Here is a 25,047-nt window from a genome sequence, read left to right on the forward strand (position 1 = left end):
TTAGAATTAAACAATTCAAGTTAACTAACTTACACCTAAGTTTTATGAATGCGAATAGTCGGAAAATAAAACAGCAGAAAATGTTAAAAATGTCATAAAGACAAATGACGGCATGGAATAATCTTTATTTGAAGATATTCCCTATTACTATAAATCAAGGTATTATGTCGAAAATCTACTCAACACTATAGAGCTACTTTTTGTGGAACATTTGTCATCTGGGCATAGTTTTGTATCATCAATGTCGGCTTTTTTGCCTAGTTATATAATCGAATATTATCCTCTTATTACTGTTTGTTTATTGCTTTTTATTGCTATTCTACTGTTTTCATTCAGTAAATTAAGAATGGATATTATTGCACTTCTCATTATAACCGCAATCACTGTTACCGGGGTATTAACCCCTGCTGAAGCACTTTCAGGATTTAGCGATCCAAACATTATCTTAATCGCATTGCTATTTGTCATTGGAGAAAGCCTAGTAAGAACCGGTATCTCTTACAAAATGAGTGAATATATATTAAAAGCAGCGGGTCAAAATGATATACGAATTATAACATTTATTATGTTAGGTATAGCATTATTAGGATCGATCATGAGCTCAACAGGTGTTGTAGCAATATTTATTCCAGTAGCGATTAGCATTGCCAATCATACCGGTATACATGTAAAAAAACTAATGATGCCACTATGTATTGCTGCGCTAATTAGTGGCATGATGACCCTAGTTGCTACTGCACCAAACCTAGTAGTGAATAGTGAACTGAGTCGAGCAAATTTAACCGAGTTTAGTTTCTTCTCTATTACACCAATAGGTCTCGGAGTATTAATCGTTGGTGTTATTTATTGCGTACTAACTCGCAATTGGTTACTGACAGCCGACCAAATTACACCAACCAATAGTCAACCACAAAGACGTAAAATTACCGACCTGATTAGAGATTATAAATTAATTGGTCGAGCGCATCGAGCGCAAATTCTTGCAGGATCCCCTTTTGTTGGTCGAACTATTGACGGTTTACATTTACGCAGTGAACACGGAGTAAATGTTATTGGTATCGAACGTTGGCGAAAGTTTCAAAAAGTCCTCATTCCGGTTAATGGAACCACCGAATTTAGAGAAAACGATATTCTTTTATTGGATATGTCCCATTCCGAAGCAGATTACCGTACATTTTTAACAACCAATAATCTTGAACCCAAAATTTTACGTGGTGAATATTTTTCCGAACAAGTAAAAGAAGTTGGCATGGCCGAGGTAGCATTACTCCCAGAATCATCATTATGTGGTAAAACGCTTAATGAGATAGATTTTAGAAGTAAATATTTTTTAACCGTGATTGGTATTTGGCGAAATCATGCTCCTGTTGAGACTAATAACTTATTCCAAGAACGCTTAGAAATGAGTGATACACTTTTGGTGTGTGGCGATTGGGGATCAATCCAAAAACTTCAAACTCGTACCAGTGATTTTGTGGTGTTAGATTATCCATCAGATATTGATGATGTAGCCCCTGCTAGCTCGCAAGCCTATATAGCACTATTTAATCTAGCCTTAATGATCATCTTAATGGTTACCGGAATTGTGCCAAATGTTGTTGCCGCGCTCATCGCCTGTCTATTAATGGGAGCAACACGTTGTATTGATATGGCTAATGCCTATAAATCGATTCATTGGCCAACATTAATTCTCATTATTGGTATGATGCCTTTTGCAGTAGCTTTAAATAAAACTGGGGGAATTTCGTTAATCTCGGAATGGCTTGAAATTCATTTACGATCGTTTGGTCCTTATATGGTGTTAACCTTTATCTTTTTATTGTGCTCAACGGTGGGATTATTTATTTCTAATACCGCAACAGCAATTTTGATTGCACCAATTGCGATTGATTTAGCCATAAAATTTGGCTATTCACCGTATCCATTTGCTATGACAGTGGCGATTGCAACATCGGCTTCATTTATTACACCTGTTTCATCACCAATTAAAACAATGGTAGTGGCTCCAGGAGGATATAGCTTTAGTGATTTTGTTAAGATTGGCGTACCATTAACTTTTCTGGTGATGGCTGTTGATATAGCATTAGTACCAATTTTTTTTCCATTTTAAATAATAAGAAAATATTTATCACAATATATGTTACTGTTGCTATAAAGTGTCTGGATGATAAGATAATTTAAGGAATAAGGAGTTAGAAAATGAGTAATGCTCAACAATTTTTCATGTTTATAGGCATAATGACATGCCTAATTGGCAGTTTTAGTTTATTTATTTATATATTAACAGTGTTACATACATTAACAGTAAAAAAATCAATAAATAATAATAAAACATCAGATGAAAGATTAATCAAATTATATAATGATGCGAAAAATACTATTGATAATAAATCTAAAATTATCATAACGGCGGTTGTTATGGGCATATTTTGTGGCGGAATTTTTGGTGGATTTTTTTACTATTATTTTATCAAAAAACTTTTTACCAACTCTTATGACATTTACAAAAATGCGATGATTCAACGTAACTTACCGCTGTAACCTACGTAATATTTTTTATATAACACAAAAGTGATATCTATTAGGGGTATACTTTTGTGATTAAAGATTCTTAGAACAATTTGAAGTATACTATCTATTATATTTTGATTATGGATATTATCACTCATGACATCAACAACAAATCCCTTAAATATTATTTTTGCAGGTACACCTGATTTTGCTGCCACACATTTAGAAGCATTAATTAACTCAAACCATAATGTCATCGCCGTCTTCAGTCAACCAGATAGACCTGCAGGTCGAGGAAATAAATTAACGGCAAGCCCAGTAAAACAATTAGCAATCGAAAATAATCTTCCCATTTATCAACCGGCCACACTCAAAACAGAAGAAAATCAGCAAATCATTGCCAATCTTAATGCCGATATTATGATTGTGGTTGCTTATGGATTGATTTTACCTCAAGCTGTGCTTGATATGCCAAAGCTAGGATGCTTAAATGTTCACGGTTCTTTATTACCTCGATGGCGAGGTGCAGCGCCAATTCAGCGCGCCTGTTGGGCTGGTGATAGTGAAACCGGCATCACCATTATGCAAATGGATGCTGGCCTTGATACCGGTGATATGCTGTATAAATTAGCTTGTCCAATTGAAGCGAATGATACTAGTGCAACATTATATGAAAAATTGGCTAAATTAGGCCCTCAAGCATTACTTGATACGCTAACACTAATTAACCAAGGAAAAGTTAAACCTGAAAAGCAACAACAATCACAAGCCACTTATGCCGAAAAATTATCTAAGCAAGAGGCTAAATTAGATTGGAATTTATCAGCGAAACAATTGGAACGATGTGTGCGGGCATTTAACCCGTGGCCAGTTAGTTACTTTGAAGTAAATGGTGAACCCGTAAAAGTTTGGCAAGCTCAAGTTATTACTGTTGAACATAATCAACCCATCGGTACCATTTTGCAGGCTGATAAAAAAGGCATCTGTATTGCCACTAGCGATGGGGCGTTAAATATGACAGTATTACAACCAGCAGGTAAAAAACCAATGTCAGCCCAAGATTTATTAAACTCTCGAAAAGCGTGGTTTGAAGTTGGTAAAATACTGGGTAATAACCAATAGTAAAAAATAATATATTACAGGAAACATCCTGTAATATTATGGTTTTTTGGCGAATAGTGTCGCAAAACGGAGTTTTATTCGGTTGCCATGGATATCCGTTTTATGCAATTCGCCAACATCCTCATTATATTTTATAATCTGCCAATCCTGATAATAATTACGTAATTCATTCTCTTTAAACGTAAACGAAAAGCCAACTGTGCAAGGAAAATCATCCGTTGACATAGCACAAACAATTAAATTATAACCGCCTGATTTAGTTATCGTTTGCATATTGTGAATAATATCGGGAATTCTATTAGGTTGTAAAAACATCATCACAACGGTTGAAATAATTAAATCATAATTACCTGTTAAATTAGCTTGGTTTATATCATAAATAGATGCATTGATATGCGCTAAATGATCATTGGCAATAATTTGCTGTAAATTATTAATACTCATCTCTGACTTATCAACGGCATCAACATCAAAACCAAGTAGCTGCAAATAGAGTGAATTACGACCTGAACCACAACCTAAATCTAACGCTTTTCCGGCTTGAATCATTTGACAGATTTCTGATACGTCAGAATGGGTTTGCGTCATTTGATATTTTTTATGTGTATAATCTTCAGGTTGGCAATAAAAAGCCAGTTGGCACTGTAAATCATCGGATACATTAGCTATTCGATGCCATTGTTGAGGCTGAATAAAAGGCGGTTGATGCTCAACATCAAAAACATGTTGCGAAATGATCTCGCCTTGCTCGGTTAACATATCAAAATTCACACGACCTTTAATAATGTTTAATTTTGCCCATGTTCCTACTTGGGTATTATGCTTTTCACAAAACATTTTCGGTAGAGTTGTTACATCCCAAACTGGTAGCGTTTTATAGCAAACTAAATCTTTCATCACTATTTACCAAACGAAGCTATTTAATAGTTGAGTATTATAGTCAACTATTAACCCAATAAACAACCTCTTTTTTAAAAATAAAATGGCAATTAAATAGGTAAAAATGAATTTATAGTAGCGAAGTTAACTATATCAACATATAATCATCAACATTCTAGACTATATAGTAAAAAATATTAGAGGAATAATTTATGGGATTTTTAACAGGTAAACGCATACTGGTTACCGGCGTGGCAAGTAATCGTTCTATTGCTTACGGTATTGCAAAAGCGATGCACCGAGAAGGTGCTGAATTAGCTTTTACTTATCAAAGCGAAAAATTAAAAGGCCGCGTTGAAGAGTTTGCTGCTGATTTTAATTCTAAAATCGTTTTACCTTGCGATGTGGCACATGATGATAGTATCACATCGTTATTTACTGAGTTAGCAAAAACATGGGATAAATTTGATGGTTTTGTACACGCTATTGCTTTTGCGCCAGGAGATCAACTAGATGGTGACTATGTTAATGCCGTAACGCGTGAAGGTTTTGCAATTGCCCATGATATCAGCTCTTATAGCTTTGTCGCGATGGCTAAAGCGTGTCGTTCAATGCTTAATCCTGATTCAGCATTAGTTACCCTTTCTTACCTAGGTGCTGAGCGTGCAATTCCTAACTATAATGTGATGGGTCTTGCTAAAGCATCTCTAGAAGCAAACGTACGTTACATGGCTAATGCTATGGGACCTGAAGGTATACGTGTAAATGCGATTTCAGCAGGTCCTATTCGTACTTTAGCGGCATCAGGTATCAAAGATTTCAAAAAGATGTTATCACACTGTGAATCAGTCACTCCTATTCGCCGAACAGTAACCATCGAAGATGTGGGTAATTCAGCAGCATTCTTATGTTCGAACCTATCTTCAGGTATTACCGGTGAAGTTATTCATGTAGATGGTGGATTTAGCATCGCTGCTATGAATGAATTAGAACTTAAATAATATAAACTTAAATGAAATAAGGTGTCAGAATAAATAACTGACACCTTATTTTTTAATTCATCACCGTGATATTTTTTATCTTAACCTCTAGATAATCAAACTTTTGTATAGAGTAAATTAATATTGCTGTCTAATTCAAAACATAGAATTTTTACTAATCCATTTTATCGGTAAATTCTTGCTATATCAGCTAATCTAAATCAAAAGCTCAGTATCTTAATTCTAAAAATTATCTATCACTTTTTGACAATTAAAATACAATTATGATGATTTAATAATCATTAAGTCTATTTTATAGAACCTTAAAAATCTAATAAATTATCATTACCCAAATAACATATGATCAAATTTTTCAATAGAATATAAATCGTGCTGTCGAATCCAATGGTTAATTTAATAATATTATTTGTAACACATTGGTGCATCTTTATTTTGCGAGGTAACGACACAAATAAGCGGTTGGTTCTGAAACCTGAACATCGAATTTGCTTTCTTTAGCAATATGAAAAACTTGTCCAGCTTCAAATATTTGCCAATCATTTGCCGTAGGCAATAACACTTTAAGTGAACCGGTTATGACGGTCATTTCCTCTGGATTATCAGTATTAAAAATATATTCACCTGGTAACATCACACCAACAGAGACTTTACCGGTAGAACCATTTTCAAAGCCGATAGATTTCACTTTCCCTTCAAAATAATCATTAACTTTCAACATAAAATCCCCCTTTCCTCACTATTTTTAGTCATTAGCAATAATTGAATATTAGCTACAATAAAGTACTGTATAAAATTCACGCTATCAGCTTAATTGATTTCAACAAGCTATCCAACTATTATTTACTAATTAAAATTGGTCTCTTGAAACAAAAGCACTTCAAAAAATAAAACATTAGCAAAACTTCTTAAAATACGAAAAAATAGCATACAGATGGATTTTTTTCCGTTAAAATCTAACACTATTTGCTCAGTAACAGTTTGTTGGAGAAAACATGAAAATAGCAAAAAACACAGTGGTAAGTTTAGCATATCAAGTTCGTACTAAAGATGGTGTTTTAGTTGATGAAGCAACAACAGTAGCACCACTCGAATATCTACACGGTGCAGGAAACTTATTACAAGATCTTGAAAATTCCTTAGAAGGCCATCAAGTTGGTGATAAATTTGACGTTGAACTAGTTAATCCTTATGGTGATTTTAATGATGCACTAGTACAAAATGTGCCACGTGACGTTTTTGTTGGTGTTGACGAACTTGAAGTCGGTATGCGTTTTTTTGCTGACACTGATCAAGGCTCTTTACCTGTTGAAATTACTGCAATTGATGGCGATAGTGTAACTATCGATGGCAATCATATGCTAGCAGGCCAAGATCTAAATTTCAATGTCGAAGTATTAGCAATTCGTGAAGCGACACCAGATGAAATATCGCATGGACATATTCATGGTGCGCATGGTCACGACCACGGGCATGGTGGCTGCGGTTGTGGCGGACATGATCATGATGAAGATGAAGAAAGCGGTTGTTGTGGCGGTGGTCACGGCGGATGTGGCTGTCATTAATTTTCAAATAAATAACCAGTTAAAAAGCGCTAACAAGCGCTTTTTTATTTGCTGTAAAAATAATTTCATTACTGCGAACTTGTTCACAACGTTATATATCTCTACTTATTATTTTTCACAACATAGCTAATAATCACATTTTGTGTGAATAACAAGAATCCAATTATGTCAGAACAAAAAACCACCTTAATGCCTCGAGAAAAATTATTACTATTTGGTGTCGAAACACTATCTGATGCGGAATTACTCGCCCTTTTCTTACGCACAGGTATACGTAATTTACCAGTCCTAGATTTATCACAAAAATTATTAAATGAATTTGGCTCATTTTATCATTTAATAAATGCTAGCCACGATGAGTTTTGTAAAAAGCAAGGTCTTGGAACTGCAAAATATACTCAGTTAAAAGCGGTTGTTGAACTTTCTAATCGTTATTTGAAAGTTAAAATAAGCCATGAAAATTACTTAACATCGCCAAGCTTGACCCATCATTACCTAGCTAGTCGCTTAATGGATAAAGATCGTGAAATTTTTATGGTGATATTTTTAGACAATCAGCATCATGTCATTACTTCTGAAGAGATGTTTGTTGGAACCTATAATTGTGTAGAGGTTCATCCGAGAGAAGTAGCTAGACGGGCATTACAACACAATGCAGCAGCATTAATTTTAGCTCATAATCATCCATCAGGATTGGCTGAACCAAGTCAAGCTGACCGGATATTAACAAAGAAAATTGAACAAGTTTGTGAATTAATAGATGTTCGGATTGTTGATCACCTTGTGATTGGTAAGGGAGAGTATGTTTCTTTTGCCGAACGAGGATGGATTTTATAATTACTTTTACTTACAATATAAAATTACTAAACCAATTAATGAATAAACTATGAACCAACAACTGGAATTATTAGAAACTAAAGTCGCATTCCAAGAAATGACCATTGAAGAACTCAATCAAATGGTTGTTAATCTTCAAGCAGATATCAGCAAACTCAAAGAACAATTAATGTTATTGTCACAAAAGTTACAGGCTACACAAACCTCAAATATTGCTAATTTATCAGAAGAAACACCGCCTCCTCATTATTAACTACAAGTTTAATAATTCGAGGGACTCTAAAATCTACTTTTTACCAATAAAATTATACCCTCGATAAGAAAGCAGAGAAATTAAAATCAAGAAGCAACCAACCCATTTTGTCCATGGCATATAAAATCATGATTATTGCAAAGCAAATAGTAAAATTGTAGTAATAAAAATACTCAATTAGGTAATATCTAGATAATAAAAAACCGGCTAAATAGCCGGTTTTAGTTTAAGCTTTAATTATTTTTATTCAGCTGCTGCTTCTGCTTCTACCGCAGGGCGATCAACTAATTCAATATAAGCCATTGGAGCATTATCTCCATCACGGAAACCACATTTTAAAATGCGAACATAACCACCTGGACGGGTAGCAAAACGTGGACCTAAATCTGAAAATAATTTTTTTACTGTATCTTTATCACGGATACGAGCGAAAGCCAGACGGCGATTAGCTACGCTATCGCTTTTAGCTAACGTAATTAACGGCTCAACGACACGACGCAACTCTTTTGCTTTAGGCAATGTTGTTTTGATAATTTCATGTTCAACTAATGAACTTGTCATATTACGAAACATCGCTTGACGATGGCTGCTATTTCGGTTCAGTTGACGACCACTTTTACGATGGCGCATAACTTTATCCTTCTTATATAAATTTTATCTTAGTCTTCAACAATACTTGCTGGTGGCCAATTCTCAAGACGCATGCCTAAAGATAAACCACGAGATGCGAGCACATCCTTAATTTCAGTAAGAGATTTTTTACCAAGATTAGGGGTTTTAAGTAACTCGACTTCAGTACGTTGCACTAAATCACCAATATAATGAACTGCTTCTGCTTTTAAGCAATTAGCAGACCGAACAGTTAATTCCAAGTCATCTACTGGACGTAAAAGAATTGGATCAAATTCCGGTTTATCTTCTTTGACTTCTGGTTGACGTACATCACGTAAATCAACAAAAGCTTCAAGTTGTTCAGCCAAAATAGTAGATGCGCGACGAATAGATTCTTCTGGATCGATAGTACCATTAGTTTCCATATCGATAACCAGTTTATCTAAGTCGGTACGTTGTTCCACACGAGCAGCATCGACAGAATATGCAATACGCTCAACTGGACTATAACATGCATCAACTAATAGACGACCAATTGGTCGCTCTTCATCTTCTGACTTAACTCGAGCAGAAGCAGGGACATAACCACGTCCTCGTTGTACACGAATACGCATACTAATTGAAGCATTGGCATCAGTAAGATGACAAATTACTAAATCAGGATTAACAATTTCAACATCACCATCGTGAGTGATATCTGATGCAGTTACAGCACCAACGCCTGATTTATTTAAAGTCAGCATAACATCATCTTTAGTATGTACACGAACCGCTAATTTTTTCAAATTAAGCAGAATATCAAGCACATCTTCTTGAACGCCTTCTTTAGTACTATACTCATGCAGAACACCGTCAATTTCAACTTCGGTCACTGCATATCCCGGCATAGATGATAATAAAATGCGGCGTAGTGCATTACCTAAAGTATGACCAAAACCACGCTCAAGTGGCTCTAATGTCACTTTCGCATGAGTTGGGCTGTATTGAACAACGTCAACTAGGTGAGGTTTTAAAAACTCTGTTACAGAACCCTGCATTATGTCCTCTCTTAAGTGCTAAACTTTACTTAGAGTAAAGTTCGACGATCAAATGTTCGTTGATGTCAGCAGATAAATCTGAACGTTCTGGTAAGCGTTTAAATACACCTTCCATTTTGCTAGCATCAACTTCTAACCATGTTGGTTTTTCACGTTGTTCAGCTAACTCTAAAGCGGCTTTAATACGTGCTTGTTTTTTTGATTTTTCGCGAACACTAATTACATCTTCAGGTGAAACTTGATAAGATGCGATGTTCACAACATGACCATTAACAAGAACAGCTTTATGACTAACTAATTGACGAGCTTCAGCGCGAGTTGCACCAAATCCCATACGATAAACAACGTTATCTAAGCGACGTTCTAAAAGAGCAAGTAGGTTTTCACCAGTATTACCTTTAATACGTGCTGCATTTTTGTAGTAATTACGGAATTGACGCTCTAGAATTCCATAAATACGTCTAACTTTTTGTTTTTCGCGTAACTGAACACCATAATCTGATAAACGCGGTTTACGCGCACCATGTTGTCCAGGAGCTTGTTCTAACTTACATTTACTATCAACCGCTCGGACGCCAGACTTAAGGAATAAATCTGTACCTTCACGACGACTTAATTTGAGCTTTGGTCCCAAATATCTTGCCATTTTTTTTCTCCAATAATCCTATAAACATTCAATGTTTAATAAAAAATTAAACACGACGTTTCTTTGGTGGACGACAACCGTTATGAGGAATCGGAGTAACATCAGTAATATTAGTGATGCGATAACCCGCTGCATTTAATGCACGAATTGTTGACTCACGACCAGGACCAGGTCCTTTAACCATAACTTCCAGATTCTTAATTCCGTAGTCTTTTACAGCTTCGGCACAACGTTCTGCTGCTACTTGAGCTGCAAAAGGAGTTGATTTACGAGAGCCGCGGAAACCAGAACCACCAGCGGTTGCCCAACCCAACGCATTACCTTGACGATCGGTAATTGTTACGATTGTATTGTTAAATGATGCATGAATATGAGCTATACCATCAGAAACTTGCTTTTTAACACGTTTACGTGTACGAACAGGTGTCTTTGCCATTTATTATCACCTCAATTATTTCTTGATTGGCTTACGCGGTCCCTTACGGGTACGAGCGTTAGTCTTAGTGCGTTGACCACGGACAGGAAGTCCACGACGATGACGCACACCACGATAACAACCAAGGTCTAATAAACGCTTGATACTCATAGTTACTTCACGACGTAAATCACCTTCAACAGTGAATTTAGCGACTTGTTCGCGTAACTGTTCAATCTGATCTTCAGATAGTTCTCTGATCTTAACATGTTCAGGAATACCCGCTTCAGCACAAATTGTCTTTGCACGAGTACTACCGATACCATAAATTGCTTGTAACGCAATAACAGTATGTTGTTGATCAGGAATGTTAATGCCTGCTATACGGGCCACTATGCACTCCTTTATTGTTAATGTTCAGCAGATCCACCATACTGAAAAGCCCGTTTTCAGGATACTCAAACAATGGATCTACAAAAAAATTTTTTAGGCTGGCTATTCTAGCCAGCTTTACTATACTTTGGCAAGTAAAATATGCAAAAGTTCAACTTTACAGTTAAATAATATTAACCTTGACGTTGTTTATGTTTACCTTCAATGCAAATAACACGAACAATGCCATTGCGTTTGATGATTTTACAATTTCTACATAATTTCTTGACTGAAGCACGAACTTTCATTTTTTTCTCCGTAACTTCTGGCTAACTTATCGGCCGTAGCCTTTAAGATTCGCTTTCTTTAACACTGACTCATAACGATTTGGCATCATTAAAGTCTGTACTTGTGCCATAAAATCCATGATTACAACAACCACAATTAATAATGATGTTCCACCAAATTGAACTGGAACTTTCATTGCGCTTGTCATAAACATTGGTACCAAACATACAAGAGTAATGTAAATAGCGCCAATTAGCGTTAAACGTGTCATTACTTTGTCAATATACTTCGATGTTTGTTCACCTGGACGGATACCTGGAATAAATGCACCTGATTTCTTTAATTGATCTGCTGTTTCTCTAGGATTGAAAACCAATGCTGTATAGAAGAAACAGAAGAAAATAATCGCAGCTGCAAAAAAGATTATGTATAACGGTTGATCATGAGAGAAGTATTGCCCTATAAGAACAAAGATATATCTCCATCCTTCACCATTTCCTTGGAACCAAGAAGCCATCATTGATGGTAACATAACAATTGTTGAAGCAAATATTGCAGGAATAACACCTGCCATATTAATCTTCAATGGTAAATGTGTACTTTGTGCAGCATACACACGACGTCCTTGCTGCCTTTGCGCGTAATTAACAACTATACGTCGTTGACCACGTTCGACAAAAACAACAAAGTAAGTCACACCAACCACTAATGCTGCGACGACTAATAATAAAATCGGATGCAATGAACCAGAACGAGCTTGTTCAATTGTTTCATATATTGCATGAGGAAGACTTGCCACAATACCTGCAAAGATAATGATAGAAATACCATTACCTACACCGCGTTCCGTGATTTGCTCACCCAACCACATAAGAAACATAGTGCCAGTAACTAAGCTAATCGATGCAATAAAATAGAAAGAAAATCCTGGGTTAATCACTACATGACTATAACCAGGAATATTCGGTAAACCAGTCGCAATACCAGCTGCTTGTACAATTGCTAAAGCTAATGTGCCATAACGGGTGTACTGACTGATTTTTTTACGACCTGATTCACCTTCTTTCTTCAATTCTGCTAATTTAGGGTTAATTGCCGTTAATAACTGCACAATAATAGATGAAGAAATATAAGGCATTATCCCTAAAGCAAAAATTGAAGCACGGCTTAAAGCACCACCAGAGAACATATTGAACATACCAACAATACCATTAGATGATGATTGTAGTAAGTCCGATAACGCTTTAGTATCAATACCAGGAACCGGAACGTAAGAACCAAGACGGAAAACAATAAGCGCTAAAAGCACAAATAATAAACGTCTTTTAAGCTCACCACTACCGCCTCGTGTGCTTTGAAAATCTAATCCTGGTTGCTTTGCCATCTTTCTAATTATTCCTCAATTTTTCCGCCAGCAGCTTCAATTGCAGCTTTAGCACCTTTAGTTACTCGAATACCACGAACTGTTACTGGTTTAGTAACTTCTCCAGATAACATAATTTTTGCATATTCGATTTGTGAATTAATCACATTAGCAACTTTCAAGCTATTTAGGTCAACAATATCGCCTTCAACTTTCATTAAATCAGAAAGACGAACTTGTGCTGTTATCATAGCTTTACGTGAGGTAAAACCAAATTTTGGTAAACGACGATATAAAGGCATTTGACCACCCTCAAAGCCACGACGAACGCCGCCACCTGAACGTGATTTTTGACCTTTGATACCACGAGTACCAGTTTTACCTAGCCCTGAACCGATTCCTCGGCCCACGCGCTTAGATGCATGCTTTGAACCTTCAGCAGGAGATAAAGTATTTAAACGCATTACTATTACTCCTCAACTTTAACCATGTAATAAACTTGGTTTACCATACCGCGAATTGCAGGTGTATCTTCACGCTCAACAGTATGACCAATACGACGTAATCCTAGACCAACTAACGTTGCTTTATGCTTCGGTAGACGGCCAATAGAACTACGAGTTTGTGTAATTTTAATTGTCTTTGCCATGGCTAATTACCCCAAAATTTCTTCGACGGTTTTACCACGCTTAGCAGCAACCATTTCTGGAGATTTCATATTTTCTAAGCCATCAATAGTTGCACGAACCACGTTAATTGGGTTAGTAGAACCATATGCTTTAGCTAGAACGTTACGAACACCAGCAACTTCTAATACAGCACGCATTGCACCACCGGCGATAATACCAGTACCTTCTGATGCTGGTTGCATGTAAACACGAGAACCTGTATGAGCACCTTTAACTGGATGCTGTAAAGTATCGTTATTTAACGCAACGTTAATCATATTACGACGTGCTTTTTCCATTGCTTTTTGGATTGCTGCTGGCACTTCACGTGCTTTACCATATCCAAAACCAACGCGGCCATTACCGTCACCAACCACTGTTAGTGCAGAAAAACTAAAAATACGACCACCTTTTACGGTTTTAGAAACTCGGTTAACTGCGATTAGTTTTTCCTGCAGTTCACCAGCTTGTTTTTCGATGTTTGACATCTTTAACTCCTACCTTAGAACTGTAGGCCAGCTTCGCGAGCAGCATCTGCTAGCGCCTGAACTCGACCATGATATTGGAAACCTGAACGATCAAAAGAAACTTCTTTGATATCTTTCGCTAATGCGCGTTCTGCAATTGCTTTACCAACTGCTGCTGCTGCATCTTTGTTTCCAGTGTATTTTAAACTTTCACTGATAGCTTTTTCTAATGTTGAAGCCGCTGCCAGTACTTCTGATCCGTTTGGTGCGATAATCTGCGCATAAATATGACGCGGAGTACGGTGAACTACTAAGCGAGTTGCAAGTAGTTCTTGCATCTTACGACGCGCTTTAGTTGCACGACGGATACGAGCTGATTTCTTATCCATAGTGTTACCTTACTTTTTCTTAGCTTCTTTAGTACGCACAACTTCATCTGCGTAACGAACACCTTTACCTTTATAAGGTTCAGGACGACGATAAGCACGGATATCAGCAGCTACTTGTCCAATTAACTGTTTATCAGCACTTTTCAGAACGATTTCAGTTTGCGAAGGACATTCAGCTGTTACACCTGCAGGTAATTGGTGATCAATTGGATGTGAATAACCAAGAGATAAGCCAATTGTATTACCTTTAACTTGTGCACGATAACCGACACCAACTAGCTGAAGTTTTTTAGTAAAACCTTCAGTAACACCAATAACCATTGCATTAATCAATGCACGAGCAGTACCTGCTTGCGCCCAAGCGTCAGCAAAACCGTCACGAGGCGCAAATGTAATCTGGCCTTCTGCTTGATTAATAACAACTGCATTATTTATTGTACGAGATAACTCGCCATTTTTACCTTTAATCGTAATTACCTGACCATTGAGTTTTACCTCTACGCCAGCAGGAACAACGACAGGTGCTTTTGCAACACGAGACATTTTTTTCTCCCTTACGCTACGTAGCAGATAATTTCACCACCAAGACCTGCTTGGCGTGCTGCACGATCAGTCATAACACCTTTAGAAGTAGAAACAACTGCAATACCTAATCCAGCCATTACTTTTGGTAATTCATCTTTACGTTTATAAATACGTAAACCTGGACGGCTAACACGTTTAATACTTTCTACTACAGCCTTACCTTGGAAATATTTTAAAGTGATTTCCAATTCTGGTTTAGTGTCACCAACTACTTTATAGTCCCCGATATAACCTTCTTCTTTTAGCACATTGGCAATTGCCACTTTTAGCTTAGAGGAAGGCATGGTGACTGCAACTTTATTCGCAGCTTGACCGTTACGAATGCGGGTCAACATATCTGCTATAGGATCTTGCATGCTCATCTATAACACTCCCCTGATTACCAACTTGCCTTTTTAAGACCAGGAATCTCACCACGCATGGCTGATTCACGAACCTTAATACGGCTTAAACCAAACTTACGAAGGACGCCATGAGGACGACCGGTTTGACGACAACGACGACGTTGACGTGATGGACTAGAATCACGAGGAAGCGTTTGCAATTTAAGCACTGCATTCCAACGATCTTCATCTGATGCATTAAGATCAGAGATAATCGCTTTTAATTCTTGACGCTTTGCAAAATATTTTTCTGCTAGCTTTACGCGTTTCTTATCGCGTTCAATCATTGATTGTTTAGCCATTATGCCCTACCTTACTTACGAAATGGGAAGTTAAAGGCAGATAATAAAGCTCGGCCTTCTTCATCAGATTGTGCAGTTGTTGTGATAGTGATATCTAAACCACGAACACGATCAACTTTATCATAATCGATTTCAGGGAAAACGATTTGTTCACGAACACCCATGCTATAGTTACCACGGCCATCGAAAGATTTTGCGCTTAAACCACGAAAATCTCGAGTACGAGGAAGAGCAATATAAACTAGACGTTCAAAAAATTCCCACATACGTTCGCCACGTAAAGTGACTTTACAACCAATAGGATACCCTTGACGGATTTTAAAACCAGCAACTGATTTGCGTGCTTTAGTGACTAGTGGTTTTTGACCACTGATTGCTGCTAAATCTGCAACCGCATTATCTAATAATTTCTTATCAGTAATTGCTTCACCCACACCCATATTCAAGGTGATCTTTTCGATCCGAGGGACTTGCATGACAGATTTGTAGCCAAACTGTTCTTGCAGTTTATTTACTACCTGTGCTTTGTAGTAATCATGCAGTTTCGCCATCGTACACTCCAAATTACTTAATTGATTAATTTATTAGTAGACTTATAAAAACGGACTTTTTTACCGTCTTCAAAACGAAAGCCTACGCGATCTGCTTTGCCTGTATCTTGGTTAAAAATTGCTACGTTAGAAACGTTAATTGGCGCTTCTTTCTCAACAATTCCACCTTCTTGATTTAATGCAGGTACTGGTTTTTGGTGTTTTTTCACCAAATTGATACCTTCAACAATCACTTTACCAGTAGACAAAACACTTTTTACTTTACCGCGTTTACCTTTATCTTTACCGGCTAACACGATAACTTCATCTTCTCGACGGATTTTAGCTGCCATTACCCGCTCCTTACAGTACTTCTGGTGCTAATGAAATGATCTTCATAAACTTCTCAGAACGAAGTTCACGAGTGACCGGTCCAAAAATACGCGTACCAATCGGTTGCTCACTGTTATTATTTAAAATAACACAAGCATTGCGATCGAAACGAATGACAGATCCATCAGGACGACGAACACCTTTTCGAGTGCGCACCACCACAGCTTTAAGTACATCACCTTTTTTAACTTTACCACGTGGAATAGCTTCTTTAATGGTAACTTTGATGATATCACCTACCGCTGCATAACGACGATGCGATCCACCGAGAACCTTGATACACATTACGCTACGTGCGCCAGAGTTATCAGCAACATCGAGCCTAGTCTGTTCTTGGATCATTTTAATGCTCCGTATAAATTAATTATTGTCTAATCTACCTTCATCCACCTCAACTACCATGGATAAGAATAGACAACCAAAAACCCACTTACGTGAGGGCGCATAGTATAACACCACTCAAATAAAATGGATAGCATAAAATAAACGGCCGGTGAGCCGTTTATTATATTATGTACAGTTTTTAATCAAATTTGATTAGCTAACTGCTTTTTCAACGATTCGAACAAGAGTCCAAGATTTGGTTTTTGATAATGGACGACACTCTTTAATTTCTACAGTATCACCAATACCACACTCGTTGTTTTCATCATGTACATGCAATTTAGTCGTACGTTTAATGAACTTACCATATAACGGATGCTTCACTTTACGTTCAATAGCTACAGTAATAGATTTATCCATTTTGTCGCTAATAACACGACCTTGCTGAGTACGAATTTTTACTTCAGTAGTCATATTACGCACCCGCCTTCTCAGTTAATAACGTTTTAACTCGTGCAATATTACGACGCACTTGTTTTAACATATGAGTTTGTGTTAACTGTCCTCCAGCTAATTGCATACGTAAGTTAAATTGCTCACGTAATAAATTAAGAAGTTCAGTATTTAACTCTTCAACGCTTTTTTCGCGTAGCTCTTTTGCTTTCATTTACATCACCGTCTTAATCACAAAGGTGGTTTTAATTGGCAGTTTTGCAGCTGCCAACGCAAATGCTTCACGAGCAACTTCTTCCGGTACACCGTCCATTTCATAAAGGACTTTACCTGGTTGAATCTGAGCAACCCAGTATTCAACGTTACCCTTACCTTTACCCATACGCACTTCAAGTGGTTTTTCAGTAATTGGTTTATCAGGGAAAACTCGAATCCAGATTTTACCTTGACGCTTAACTGCACGAGTCATTGCACGACGTGCTGCTTCGATCTGGCGCGCAGTCAAACGACCACGACCCACAGCCTTAAGACCGAATGTACCGAAACTTACATCAGTACTCACAGCAAGACCACGATTGCGGCCCTTGTGCACTTTACGGAATTTTGTACGCTTTGGTTGTAACATCAGCGACGCTCCTTATTGTTTTCGGCCTTTGCGCTGCTTTTTCGGTTGAGCAGCAGGTTGTTTTTCTGCTTGTTCAACGGCAGCCATACCACCAAGGATCTCACCTTTGAAGATCCACACTTTAACACCAATAATACCATAGGTAGTCAATGCTTCTGATAAACCATAGTCGATGTCCGCTCTTAATGTATGTAGTGGTACGCGACCTTCACGATACCACTCACTACGAGCAATTTCAGCGCCGCCTAAACGACCACTTACTTCAACTTTGATACCTTTAGCACCCGCCTTCATTGCATTTTGAACCGCACGTTTCATTGCACGACGGAACATAACACGGCGTTCTAACTGAGAGGTAATACTGTCAGCAACTAATTTAGCGTCTAGTTCTGGTTTACGAACTTCAGCAATATTAATTTGTACTGCAACATCACGTTTCTCTTTTTTGTCTTTGTATTTATTGACAATAGAAGCTACGGCATTACGTAATTTTTCAACGTCCTCACCTTTTTTACCAATCACAATACCTGGACGAGCAGTGTGAATAGTAATGCGAACGTTAGTTTCTGCTGAACGATCGATAACAATTTTAGAGATTGATGCTTGTGCTAATTCTTTATTTAAGAATTCACGCACTCTAAAATCACTTTCTAAATTATCAGCGAATGTCTTTGTACCCGAATACCATGTAGATGTCCAAGGCTTGACGATGCCTAATCGGATACCATTTGGATTTACTTTTTGACCCATTGCTATTCTCCAGCCTAGCGATCTGAGACGATCACGGTGATGTGACTCGTACGCTTCAAAATTCGATCTGCACGACCTTTCGCACGAGGCATAATACGCTTCATGGTTGGGCCTTCGTCTACGAAAATTTTCGCAACTTTCAGATCATCAATATCAGCACCATCGTTATGCTCTGCATTAGCAATAGCAGACTCTAATACTTTTTTAACAAGTACAGCCGCTTTTTTATTGGTGTACGTTAAAATATCAAGTGCCTGAGACACTTTTTTACCGCGAACAAGATCTGCAACTAAGCGAACTTTTTGTGCAGAAGAACGAGCGTGGCGGTACTTTGCAATTGTTTCCATCTCTTTCTCCTACTTATTTCTTCTTAGCTTTCTTATCCGCAGCGTGGCCGCGATAAGTACGAGTCGGCGCGAATTCACCCAATTTATGACCAACCATTTCGTCGGAAACATAAACTGGAACGTGCTGACGACCATTATGGACAGCGATGGTCAATCCGATCATGTTAGGAAAGATCGTTGAACGACGGGACCAAGTACGAATTGGTTTCTTGTCCCCGCTTTCCACCGCTTTCTCTACCTTCTTCAGCAAGTGTAGGTCAATAAAAGGACCCTTCTTGAGAGAACGTGGCATAGCTAATCCTCTATATTAATTATTTCTTATTGCGACGGCGAACAATATACTTATCAGTACGTTTGTTGCTGCGCGTTTTCAATCCTTTGGCTTTTTGACCCCATGGAGACACAGGATGTTTACCAAAGTTACGACCTTCACCACCACCATGTGGATGGTCTACCGGGTTCATTGCTGTACCACGAACAGTAGGACGAACACCACGCCAACGCGTTGCACCCGCTTTACCTAGTACGCGAAGCATATGTTCTGAGTTACCCACTTCACCAATAGTGGCGCGGCAATCAGATAATACTTTACGCATTTCACCTGAACGTAGACGTAATGTTACATAAGCACCATCACGCGCAACGATTTGAACATAGCTACCAGCTGAGCGAGCAAGTTGTCCGCCTTTACCTGGTTTCATTTCAATATTATGCACGGTAGAACCTACTGGAATATTGCGCATTGGTAAACAGTTACCTGTTTTAATCGCTGCATCAACACCAGATTGGATCTGATCACCTGCTTTTAAGCCTTTAGGCGCTAAAATATAACGACGTTCACCGTCTTTATATAGAACCAATGCAATATTTGCACTACGGTTCGGATCATATTCCAAACGTTCAACAACTGCTGGAATACCATCTTTATTACGCTTAAAGTCGACAATACGATAATGTTGTTTATGACCACCACCGATATGACGGGTAGTGATACGACCATTATTATTGCGACCACCAGTTTTGCTTTTTGTATCAAGCAACGGTGCATAAGGCTTACCTTTATGCAACTCTGGGTTAACCACTTTAACAACGTGGCGACGACCCGGAGATGTAGGTTTACACTTAACAACTGCCATTGTTCTTACTCCTCCGAATTACTCAGCGACGCCAGCAAGGTCTAAATTTTGACCTTCTGCTAAAGTAACGTAAGCTTTTTTCCAGTCGCTACGGCGACCGATTTGTTGACCACGACGTTTTACTTTGCCTTTAACAACAAGAGTATTAACGTCATCTACTTTGACTTCAAATAGTTGTTCAACTGCGGCTTTAATCTCTCTCTTAGTAGCATCTTTAGCAACTTTCAATACTAATGTATTTGTTTTTTCCATTGAAATAGATGCTTTTTCAGAAACATGTGGTGCTCGCAGGACTTTAAGCAGACGCTCTTCACGAATCATGCTAACATCTCCTCTACTTGTTTAACGGCATCAACAGTGATAACTACTTTGTCAAATGCAATCAAACTAACTGGATCAATACCTGCCACATCACGCACATCAACTTTATATAAGTTACGTGCTGCTAAGAAAAGATTTTCATCAACTTCAGAAGTAATGATTAGCACATCTTTTAGATTCATATCATTTAATTTCTGAGTTAATAATTTAGTCTTAGGTGCTTCAACAGTAAATGTTTCAACCACGATTAAACGTTCTTGACGCACTAATTCAGAGAAAATACTCTTTAATGCACCACGATACATTTTACGGTTAACTTTTTGGCTATGATCTTGTGGTTTTGCTGCAAATGTTACACCACCACTACGCCAGATTGGGCTCTTAATAGAACCTGAACGAGCACGACCTGTGCCTTTTTGACGCCATGGTTTTTTGCCTGAACCAGCGATTTCTGCACGAGTTTTTTGTGCGCGAGAGCCTTGACGAGCAGCAGATGCATAAGCAACAACTACTTGGTGAACTAACGCTTCATTAAACTCACGTCCGAAGGTAGTTTCGGAAACAGAAAGCGCTTGCGCGTCTTTTACTACTAATTCCATCTCTATCTCCTCGACGTTAAGCCTTGATTGCCGGTTTAACAATTACGTCACTATTGATCGCGCCTGGTACTGCACCTTTAATTAATAAAAGGTTACGTTCAGCATCAACACGTACAATATCTAAGTTTTGAACAGTTACACGTTCATTACCTAAGTGACCTGCCATTTTACGACCTTTGAACACTTTACCTGGAGTTTGGTTTTGACCAATAGAGCCATGACCACGGTGTGCCAAAGAGTTACCATGAGTAGCATCTTGAGTGCGGAAATTCCAACGTTTAGTTACGCCAGCGAAACCTTTACCTTTAGATGTACCAGTAACATCAACTTTTTTAACGTCTGTGAAAATATCAACGTTAATGCTTTGACCTACAGTATATTCGCCTTCTTCAAAACGGAATTCCCATAGACCACGACCAGCTTCAACGCCAGCCTTAGCGAAATGACCTGCTTCAGGTTTGTTTACGCGGCTTGCTTTTTTGCTGCCAGTAGTAACCTGAATAGCTTGATAACCGTCATTTTCAAGTGTTTTAACTTGAGTAACGCGGTTGCTTTGAACTTCAACTACGGTGACAGGAATAGAAACACCCTCTTCGGTGAAGATTCGTGTCATTCCTACTTTACGACCGATTAAACCAATCATTGTTTCGACCTCTCAATCATTCAGCTTAGGATTAACCTAAACTGATCTGCACATCAACACCGGCAGCAAGATCTAGACGCATTAAAGCATCAACTGTTTTTTCAGTTGGCTCTACAATATCAACTAGACGTTTATGAGTGCGAATCTCATATTGATCACGCGCATCTTTATTAACGTGCGGAGAAATCAATACTGTGAAACGCTCTTTGCGTGTCGGTAATGGAATAGGACCACGAACTTGTGCGCCAGTGCGCTTCGCAGTTTCTACAATTTCAGCAGTTGATTGATCAATCAAACGATGATCAAACGCTTTTAACCGGATACGGATTCTTTGGTTCGACATGAGACCAGAGCTCCACTATTTAAAAGTTATAACAAAAGATTACTCCTCTTGCCCTGTTTCGATTGACAGGAGAGTGTAATCCGTTCTTTTCGTAATCCCCAAATCGGAGATATTGTTGATATAATTCAATATTTTGACATAAAGACTATATCTTTTTACGCATTTGTTTATTGAAAAATCAGCAAACAAAGTGCGACAATTATACGGGATTTATTGGCTAATGCAAGGAGTAATTATAAAAACTTGTATATAATTATCTAATTGATTAGCTAATAATGAAACAGTAATCATAGTGATGCTGTTCCATTATTTAAAAGCAGTTTAGATTACAAAATACAATCTTTATTTGCATTAAATTTATTTACTATTGCAATAACTCATCGCAATTTCAGAAGCTAATTTTGCATTATTAAAGACTAGGTTGATATTTGCTTCTAAACTATCACCACCAGTTAATTCCACCACTTTTGCCAATAAAAATGGGGTAGTTTCTTTACCTTTAATGCCTTGTTCAACTGATTCTTTTAAGGCTTTTTCAATTGCTGCTGAAATTAATTCTTCATCCATTGCATATTGTGTTGGAATAGGATTAGCAACCACAACCCCACCATTTAAGCCTAAATCCCATTTTACTTTAATCATTTCAGCTATTTGTTTGGCACTATCTAGTTTAACACTAACATCAAATGGGCTAGTTCGACTAAAGAATGACGGTAGTTTTTCAGTTTGATAACCAACCACAGGAACGCCAAATGTTTCTAGATATTCCATAGTTAAACCTAAATCTAAAATTGATTTAGCACCAGCACAAACAACGGCAACACTAGTATTGGCAAGTTCTTGAAGATCGGCAGAAATATCAAATGTATGTTCTGCCCCACGATGAACACCACCTAATCCACCGGTTGCAAATACACGTATACCGGCTAATTCAGCGATAATCATGGTTGCCGCGACGGTAGTTGCACCATTTTGTTTATTAGCTACAACTACTGGTAAATCTCGACGACTCACTTTAGTTACATTTAATCCTTCTTTACCAAGAATTGTTATCTCTTCTTTTGACAAACCAGCTTTTAAACGACCATTAATTACCGCAATAGTGGCAGGTATTGCGCCATTTTGTCTGACAATTTCTTCTACTTTTAATGCAGTTTCAACATTTTGTGGATATGGCATACCATGTGAAATAATGGTAGATTCTAATGCCACAACCGGTTGATTATTTTCAAGAGCTTGTTTAACTTCAGGCGAAATATCAAGATATTGATTATATTTAGACACATTGTTCATGAAAGGGACTCCAAAATATTTTGAACACAATTAATTGATAAATTAGGATTATTAGTAAATTCAGATGATAATGTTAATGCCGAACAAGCTTGACCAAATCTCACACTTTGATAAAAACTCAGTCCATTCAAGTAACCTTGAACAAGCCCTGCCAGCATGGCATCACCAGCACCAGTAACGCTGACAATATCAGTTGGAATGGATGCAGACCAACCACGATCACCATTGATTTCGCTATAATAAACACCATCAGCCCCAGCGCTAATTGCAATTCGTTGCACGCCTTGTTGATGGAACCAGTCAACCACTTTAGGAATATCGTCATTAGTTTCGATTTTTATTCCACTTAAAATTTCGGCTTCTAGTCGGTTAGGTTTTAAAGTATGAATATATGACAACCAAGCTTTAATCTTATGAGATTTAAATGCAGATACAGTATCAACAAAAATAGGCACTTCCCCAGCATTATTAAACAGCCATGTTAATGCTTCTTGTTGCAAATTACAGTCGATAATCAGTAATTTAGCATGCTGAATTAACTGCTTAGATTCATTTAATAAACTTGGTGTTAGTTTGTTAATAATATCCATATCATTAATAGCTATCACCATTTCTCCTGATTGATCAAGCAGAGAGAGGTAAGTTGAAGTACTATCGCCTTTTATCACATGGCAATGCTCCATATTAACACCGGCTTTTCGGGTATGTTCAATAAGCTGGGCACCATAGAAATCATCGCCAATCATTGAAATAAGATGGGTATCAAGTCCTAAAAGCGCCAAATTTTCAGCAATATTTCGCCCCACACCGCCAGGCGTACAACGAATCTTACCAGGATTAGAATCTTGATAAACTAACTTTTCATCTGAATATCCGGTCACATCCATGTTACAAGAACCCACGACAACCACATGATTATTTTCAGACAAAAGATAACCTTTTCCTTTTATATAACCTTTTTGAGTCAAAGTCATAATGTAACCAGCTACACTAGAACGGGTAATGCCTAACATTTTAGCAATCACTTGTTGTTGGATGAAGGGATCTTTGCGAATAATCGTAAGTATCTGCTTTTCTCTTTGATTCATAAACACCTGTCTATTTTTAAGCATATGTTTAGTCTGTGACTATAGCAGAATCATTATCAAGTTGAAAGCAACTAAGTCAATTAGGTAAATAAAATGAGATAATTATCACAAGTAAAAATTTGAGGAAAGGTGTTTTTACAGAAGGATGTCGCCATAAAGGCGACTAATTAATGATCTTCTTTGGCGTGATTAAGGCTATATCTTGGAATTTCGACTTCAAGATCTTCATCGGCTACTCGAGCTTGGCAACTTAAACGACTATGAGGCTCGACACCCCAAGCTTTATCTAGCATATCATCCTCTTGTTCATCACTTTCTTCAAGTGAATCAAATCCTTTTCGGACAATACAGTGACAAGTTGAACAAGCACAAGACATTTCACAAGCATGCTCTATTTCGATGTCATTGCGCAAAGCAACTTCTAAAATGGATTCGCCTTCTTCTGCCTCAACAGTTTTTCCTTCAGGGCAAATATCGGCATTTGGTAAAAAGGTAATTTTTGGCATAATA

General features: G+C 37.7%; 40 protein-coding genes. 7 read left to right on the top strand and 33 right to left on the bottom strand.

The window, feature by feature from the left end; all coding sequences use genetic code 11:
* Positions 1 to 241: 241 nt before the first annotated feature.
* The 3 genes from H3T83_RS06380 to fmt all read left to right on the top strand — a co-directional run bounded on the left by H3T83_RS06380 (position 242) and on the right by fmt (position 3,633).
* Entirely contained in the window at positions 242 to 2,110 is a 1,869-nt protein-coding gene (locus H3T83_RS06380) for an SLC13 family permease (RefSeq protein WP_065651339.1), read from the top strand.
* Between the two features lie 89 nt (positions 2,111 to 2,199).
* Positions 2,200 to 2,541: a hypothetical protein gene (locus H3T83_RS06385; RefSeq protein ID WP_065651340.1), complete on the top strand. Its 342-nt coding sequence runs from the start codon at positions 2,200 to 2,202 to the stop codon at positions 2,539 to 2,541.
* Positions 2,542 to 2,667: 126 nt separating this feature from the next.
* Positions 2,668 to 3,633, top strand: a complete 966-nt coding sequence (gene fmt / locus H3T83_RS06390) for a methionyl-tRNA formyltransferase (protein ID WP_198215377.1) — start codon at positions 2,668 to 2,670, stop codon at positions 3,631 to 3,633.
* Between the two features lie 36 nt (positions 3,634 to 3,669).
* On the opposite strand, the gene tehB is transcribed toward fmt, so the two are convergent.
* Positions 3,670 to 4,530 (bottom strand): SAM-dependent methyltransferase TehB, encoded by an 861-nt coding sequence (gene tehB / locus H3T83_RS06395; RefSeq protein ID WP_065577879.1) that lies wholly within the window; start codon positions 4,528 to 4,530, stop codon positions 3,670 to 3,672.
* Positions 4,531 to 4,724: 194 nt separating this feature from the next.
* Between tehB and fabI the strand changes: the two genes are divergently transcribed.
* Positions 4,725 to 5,513, top strand: coding sequence for an enoyl-ACP reductase FabI (fabI, locus tag H3T83_RS06400; protein WP_034902336.1), 789 nt, complete (start codon positions 4,725 to 4,727; stop codon positions 5,511 to 5,513).
* Positions 5,514 to 5,940: 427 nt separating this feature from the next.
* Here fabI and ppnP read toward each other — a convergent pair whose 3' ends face one another.
* Positions 5,941 to 6,231 carry a pyrimidine/purine nucleoside phosphorylase gene (gene ppnP / locus H3T83_RS06405; RefSeq protein WP_034902339.1) on the bottom strand — a complete coding sequence of 97 codons (291 nt, stop codon included), beginning with the start codon at positions 6,229 to 6,231 and terminating at the stop codon, positions 5,941 to 5,943.
* Between the two features lie 274 nt (positions 6,232 to 6,505).
* Here ppnP and slyD point away from each other — a divergent pair, with 274 nt between their 5' ends.
* The 3 genes from slyD to H3T83_RS06420 all read left to right on the top strand — a co-directional run bounded on the left by slyD (position 6,506) and on the right by H3T83_RS06420 (position 8,165).
* Entirely contained in the window at positions 6,506 to 7,075 is a 570-nt protein-coding gene (gene slyD, locus H3T83_RS06410) for a peptidylprolyl isomerase (protein WP_065651343.1), read from the top strand.
* Positions 7,076 to 7,240: 165 nt separating this feature from the next.
* Positions 7,241 to 7,912 (top strand): DNA repair protein RadC, encoded by a 672-nt coding sequence (gene radC / locus H3T83_RS06415; RefSeq protein WP_086321191.1) that lies wholly within the window; start codon positions 7,241 to 7,243, stop codon positions 7,910 to 7,912.
* Between the two features lie 49 nt (positions 7,913 to 7,961).
* The gene (locus H3T83_RS06420) at positions 7,962 to 8,165 is read left to right on the top strand and encodes a SlyX family protein (RefSeq protein ID WP_034902349.1); all 204 of its coding nucleotides are present in this window, start codon (positions 7,962 to 7,964) and stop codon (positions 8,163 to 8,165) included.
* A 243-nt stretch (positions 8,166 to 8,408) separates the two neighbouring features.
* Here H3T83_RS06420 and rplQ read toward each other — a convergent pair whose 3' ends face one another.
* The 31 genes from rplQ to fdx all read right to left on the bottom strand — a co-directional run bounded on the left by rplQ (position 8,409) and on the right by fdx (position 25,043).
* Positions 8,409 to 8,795, bottom strand: coding sequence for a 50S ribosomal protein L17 (gene rplQ / locus H3T83_RS06425; RefSeq protein ID WP_034884211.1), 387 nt, complete (start codon positions 8,793 to 8,795; stop codon positions 8,409 to 8,411).
* A 29-nt stretch (positions 8,796 to 8,824) separates the two neighbouring features.
* On the bottom strand, positions 8,825 to 9,814 hold the full coding sequence (gene rpoA / locus H3T83_RS06430; protein WP_034902352.1) for a DNA-directed RNA polymerase subunit alpha: 990 nt from the start codon (positions 9,812 to 9,814) through the stop codon (positions 8,825 to 8,827).
* Between the two features lie 25 nt (positions 9,815 to 9,839).
* Complete coding sequence (gene rpsD, locus H3T83_RS06435) at positions 9,840 to 10,460, bottom strand: 30S ribosomal protein S4 (protein ID WP_065577881.1); 621 nt, start codon at positions 10,458 to 10,460, stop codon at positions 9,840 to 9,842.
* 46 nt (positions 10,461 to 10,506) lie between these two features.
* Positions 10,507 to 10,896, bottom strand: a complete 390-nt coding sequence (gene rpsK / locus H3T83_RS06440; RefSeq protein ID WP_025314405.1) for a 30S ribosomal protein S11 — start codon at positions 10,894 to 10,896, stop codon at positions 10,507 to 10,509.
* Positions 10,897 to 10,911: 15 nt separating this feature from the next.
* Positions 10,912 to 11,268, bottom strand: coding sequence for a 30S ribosomal protein S13 (rpsM, locus tag H3T83_RS06445; RefSeq protein WP_034902358.1), 357 nt, complete (start codon positions 11,266 to 11,268; stop codon positions 10,912 to 10,914).
* A gap of 173 nt (positions 11,269 to 11,441) precedes the next feature.
* Positions 11,442 to 11,555, bottom strand: a complete 114-nt coding sequence (rpmJ, locus tag H3T83_RS06450) for a 50S ribosomal protein L36 (RefSeq protein WP_034884218.1) — start codon at positions 11,553 to 11,555, stop codon at positions 11,442 to 11,444.
* Between the two features lie 26 nt (positions 11,556 to 11,581).
* Entirely contained in the window at positions 11,582 to 12,919 is a 1,338-nt protein-coding gene (secY, locus tag H3T83_RS06455; protein WP_198215378.1) for a preprotein translocase subunit SecY, read from the bottom strand.
* An 8-nt stretch (positions 12,920 to 12,927) separates the two neighbouring features.
* Positions 12,928 to 13,362 (bottom strand): 50S ribosomal protein L15, encoded by a 435-nt coding sequence (gene rplO, locus H3T83_RS06460; RefSeq protein WP_198215379.1) that lies wholly within the window; start codon positions 13,360 to 13,362, stop codon positions 12,928 to 12,930.
* A gap of 5 nt (positions 13,363 to 13,367) precedes the next feature.
* Positions 13,368 to 13,547 (bottom strand): 50S ribosomal protein L30, encoded by a 180-nt coding sequence (gene rpmD / locus H3T83_RS06465; RefSeq protein ID WP_025314400.1) that lies wholly within the window; start codon positions 13,545 to 13,547, stop codon positions 13,368 to 13,370.
* 6 nt (positions 13,548 to 13,553) lie between these two features.
* The gene (rpsE, locus tag H3T83_RS06470) at positions 13,554 to 14,054 is read right to left on the bottom strand and encodes a 30S ribosomal protein S5 (RefSeq protein ID WP_025314399.1); all 501 of its coding nucleotides are present in this window, start codon (positions 14,052 to 14,054) and stop codon (positions 13,554 to 13,556) included.
* A gap of 14 nt (positions 14,055 to 14,068) precedes the next feature.
* The gene (rplR, locus tag H3T83_RS06475) at positions 14,069 to 14,422 is read right to left on the bottom strand and encodes a 50S ribosomal protein L18 (protein WP_034902364.1); all 354 of its coding nucleotides are present in this window, start codon (positions 14,420 to 14,422) and stop codon (positions 14,069 to 14,071) included.
* A gap of 9 nt (positions 14,423 to 14,431) precedes the next feature.
* Entirely contained in the window at positions 14,432 to 14,965 is a 534-nt protein-coding gene (gene rplF, locus H3T83_RS06480) for a 50S ribosomal protein L6 (protein ID WP_034902367.1), read from the bottom strand.
* Positions 14,966 to 14,976: 11 nt separating this feature from the next.
* Positions 14,977 to 15,369 (bottom strand): 30S ribosomal protein S8, encoded by a 393-nt coding sequence (gene rpsH / locus H3T83_RS06485; protein WP_034902370.1) that lies wholly within the window; start codon positions 15,367 to 15,369, stop codon positions 14,977 to 14,979.
* Positions 15,370 to 15,386: 17 nt separating this feature from the next.
* Positions 15,387 to 15,692 (bottom strand): 30S ribosomal protein S14, encoded by a 306-nt coding sequence (gene rpsN, locus H3T83_RS06490; RefSeq protein WP_025314395.1) that lies wholly within the window; start codon positions 15,690 to 15,692, stop codon positions 15,387 to 15,389.
* Positions 15,693 to 15,703: 11 nt separating this feature from the next.
* Positions 15,704 to 16,243, bottom strand: a complete 540-nt coding sequence (gene rplE, locus H3T83_RS06495; protein ID WP_025314394.1) for a 50S ribosomal protein L5 — start codon at positions 16,241 to 16,243, stop codon at positions 15,704 to 15,706.
* Between the two features lie 17 nt (positions 16,244 to 16,260).
* The gene (gene rplX, locus H3T83_RS06500) at positions 16,261 to 16,575 is read right to left on the bottom strand and encodes a 50S ribosomal protein L24 (protein ID WP_034884230.1); all 315 of its coding nucleotides are present in this window, start codon (positions 16,573 to 16,575) and stop codon (positions 16,261 to 16,263) included.
* A gap of 10 nt (positions 16,576 to 16,585) precedes the next feature.
* The gene (gene rplN / locus H3T83_RS06505) at positions 16,586 to 16,957 is read right to left on the bottom strand and encodes a 50S ribosomal protein L14 (protein WP_025314392.1); all 372 of its coding nucleotides are present in this window, start codon (positions 16,955 to 16,957) and stop codon (positions 16,586 to 16,588) included.
* Between the two features lie 195 nt (positions 16,958 to 17,152).
* The gene (rpsQ, locus tag H3T83_RS06510) at positions 17,153 to 17,413 is read right to left on the bottom strand and encodes a 30S ribosomal protein S17 (protein ID WP_025314391.1); all 261 of its coding nucleotides are present in this window, start codon (positions 17,411 to 17,413) and stop codon (positions 17,153 to 17,155) included.
* A 1-nt stretch (position 17,414) separates the two neighbouring features.
* Positions 17,415 to 17,606, bottom strand: a complete 192-nt coding sequence (rpmC, locus tag H3T83_RS06515; protein WP_034902373.1) for a 50S ribosomal protein L29 — start codon at positions 17,604 to 17,606, stop codon at positions 17,415 to 17,417.
* Positions 17,607 to 18,017, bottom strand: coding sequence for a 50S ribosomal protein L16 (gene rplP, locus H3T83_RS06520; protein ID WP_025314389.1), 411 nt, complete (start codon positions 18,015 to 18,017; stop codon positions 17,607 to 17,609).
* Between the two features lie 12 nt (positions 18,018 to 18,029).
* Complete coding sequence (gene rpsC, locus H3T83_RS06525; RefSeq protein ID WP_034884234.1) at positions 18,030 to 18,767, bottom strand: 30S ribosomal protein S3; 738 nt, start codon at positions 18,765 to 18,767, stop codon at positions 18,030 to 18,032.
* A 14-nt stretch (positions 18,768 to 18,781) separates the two neighbouring features.
* On the bottom strand, positions 18,782 to 19,114 hold the full coding sequence (rplV, locus tag H3T83_RS06530; RefSeq protein WP_034884235.1) for a 50S ribosomal protein L22: 333 nt from the start codon (positions 19,112 to 19,114) through the stop codon (positions 18,782 to 18,784).
* A 13-nt stretch (positions 19,115 to 19,127) separates the two neighbouring features.
* Entirely contained in the window at positions 19,128 to 19,406 is a 279-nt protein-coding gene (gene rpsS, locus H3T83_RS06535) for a 30S ribosomal protein S19 (protein ID WP_024496505.1), read from the bottom strand.
* 19 nt (positions 19,407 to 19,425) lie between these two features.
* Complete coding sequence (rplB, locus tag H3T83_RS06540; protein ID WP_034902376.1) at positions 19,426 to 20,250, bottom strand: 50S ribosomal protein L2; 825 nt, start codon at positions 20,248 to 20,250, stop codon at positions 19,426 to 19,428.
* A gap of 18 nt (positions 20,251 to 20,268) precedes the next feature.
* Positions 20,269 to 20,571 (bottom strand): 50S ribosomal protein L23, encoded by a 303-nt coding sequence (gene rplW, locus H3T83_RS06545; protein ID WP_034885052.1) that lies wholly within the window; start codon positions 20,569 to 20,571, stop codon positions 20,269 to 20,271.
* The gene (gene rplD, locus H3T83_RS06550; RefSeq protein ID WP_034902381.1) at positions 20,568 to 21,170 is read right to left on the bottom strand and encodes a 50S ribosomal protein L4; all 603 of its coding nucleotides are present in this window, start codon (positions 21,168 to 21,170) and stop codon (positions 20,568 to 20,570) included. The genes rplW and rplD overlap by 4 nt, the downstream gene beginning before the upstream one ends.
* A 16-nt stretch (positions 21,171 to 21,186) precedes the next feature.
* Entirely contained in the window at positions 21,187 to 21,813 is a 627-nt protein-coding gene (gene rplC / locus H3T83_RS06555; protein ID WP_034902384.1) for a 50S ribosomal protein L3, read from the bottom strand.
* 31 nt (positions 21,814 to 21,844) lie between these two features.
* Positions 21,845 to 22,156, bottom strand: coding sequence for a 30S ribosomal protein S10 (gene rpsJ, locus H3T83_RS06560; RefSeq protein ID WP_006120582.1), 312 nt, complete (start codon positions 22,154 to 22,156; stop codon positions 21,845 to 21,847).
* A 357-nt stretch (positions 22,157 to 22,513) separates the two neighbouring features.
* Positions 22,514 to 23,449, bottom strand: coding sequence for a pseudouridine-5'-phosphate glycosidase (locus tag H3T83_RS06565; protein WP_034902387.1), 936 nt, complete (start codon positions 23,447 to 23,449; stop codon positions 22,514 to 22,516).
* Entirely contained in the window at positions 23,446 to 24,537 is a 1,092-nt protein-coding gene (locus H3T83_RS06570; RefSeq protein WP_198195919.1) for a PfkB family carbohydrate kinase, read from the bottom strand. Before H3T83_RS06570 ends, H3T83_RS06565 begins: the two co-directional genes overlap by 4 nt.
* Before the next feature lie 167 nt (positions 24,538 to 24,704).
* Positions 24,705 to 25,043 (bottom strand): ISC system 2Fe-2S type ferredoxin, encoded by a 339-nt coding sequence (fdx, locus tag H3T83_RS06575; RefSeq protein ID WP_065651347.1) that lies wholly within the window; start codon positions 25,041 to 25,043, stop codon positions 24,705 to 24,707.
* Positions 25,044 to 25,047 lie beyond the last annotated feature (4 nt).

Source organism: Gilliamella sp. M0320, assembly GCF_016101635.1.
Classification (GTDB): Bacteria; Pseudomonadota; Gammaproteobacteria; order Enterobacterales; family Orbaceae; genus Gilliamella; species Gilliamella apis.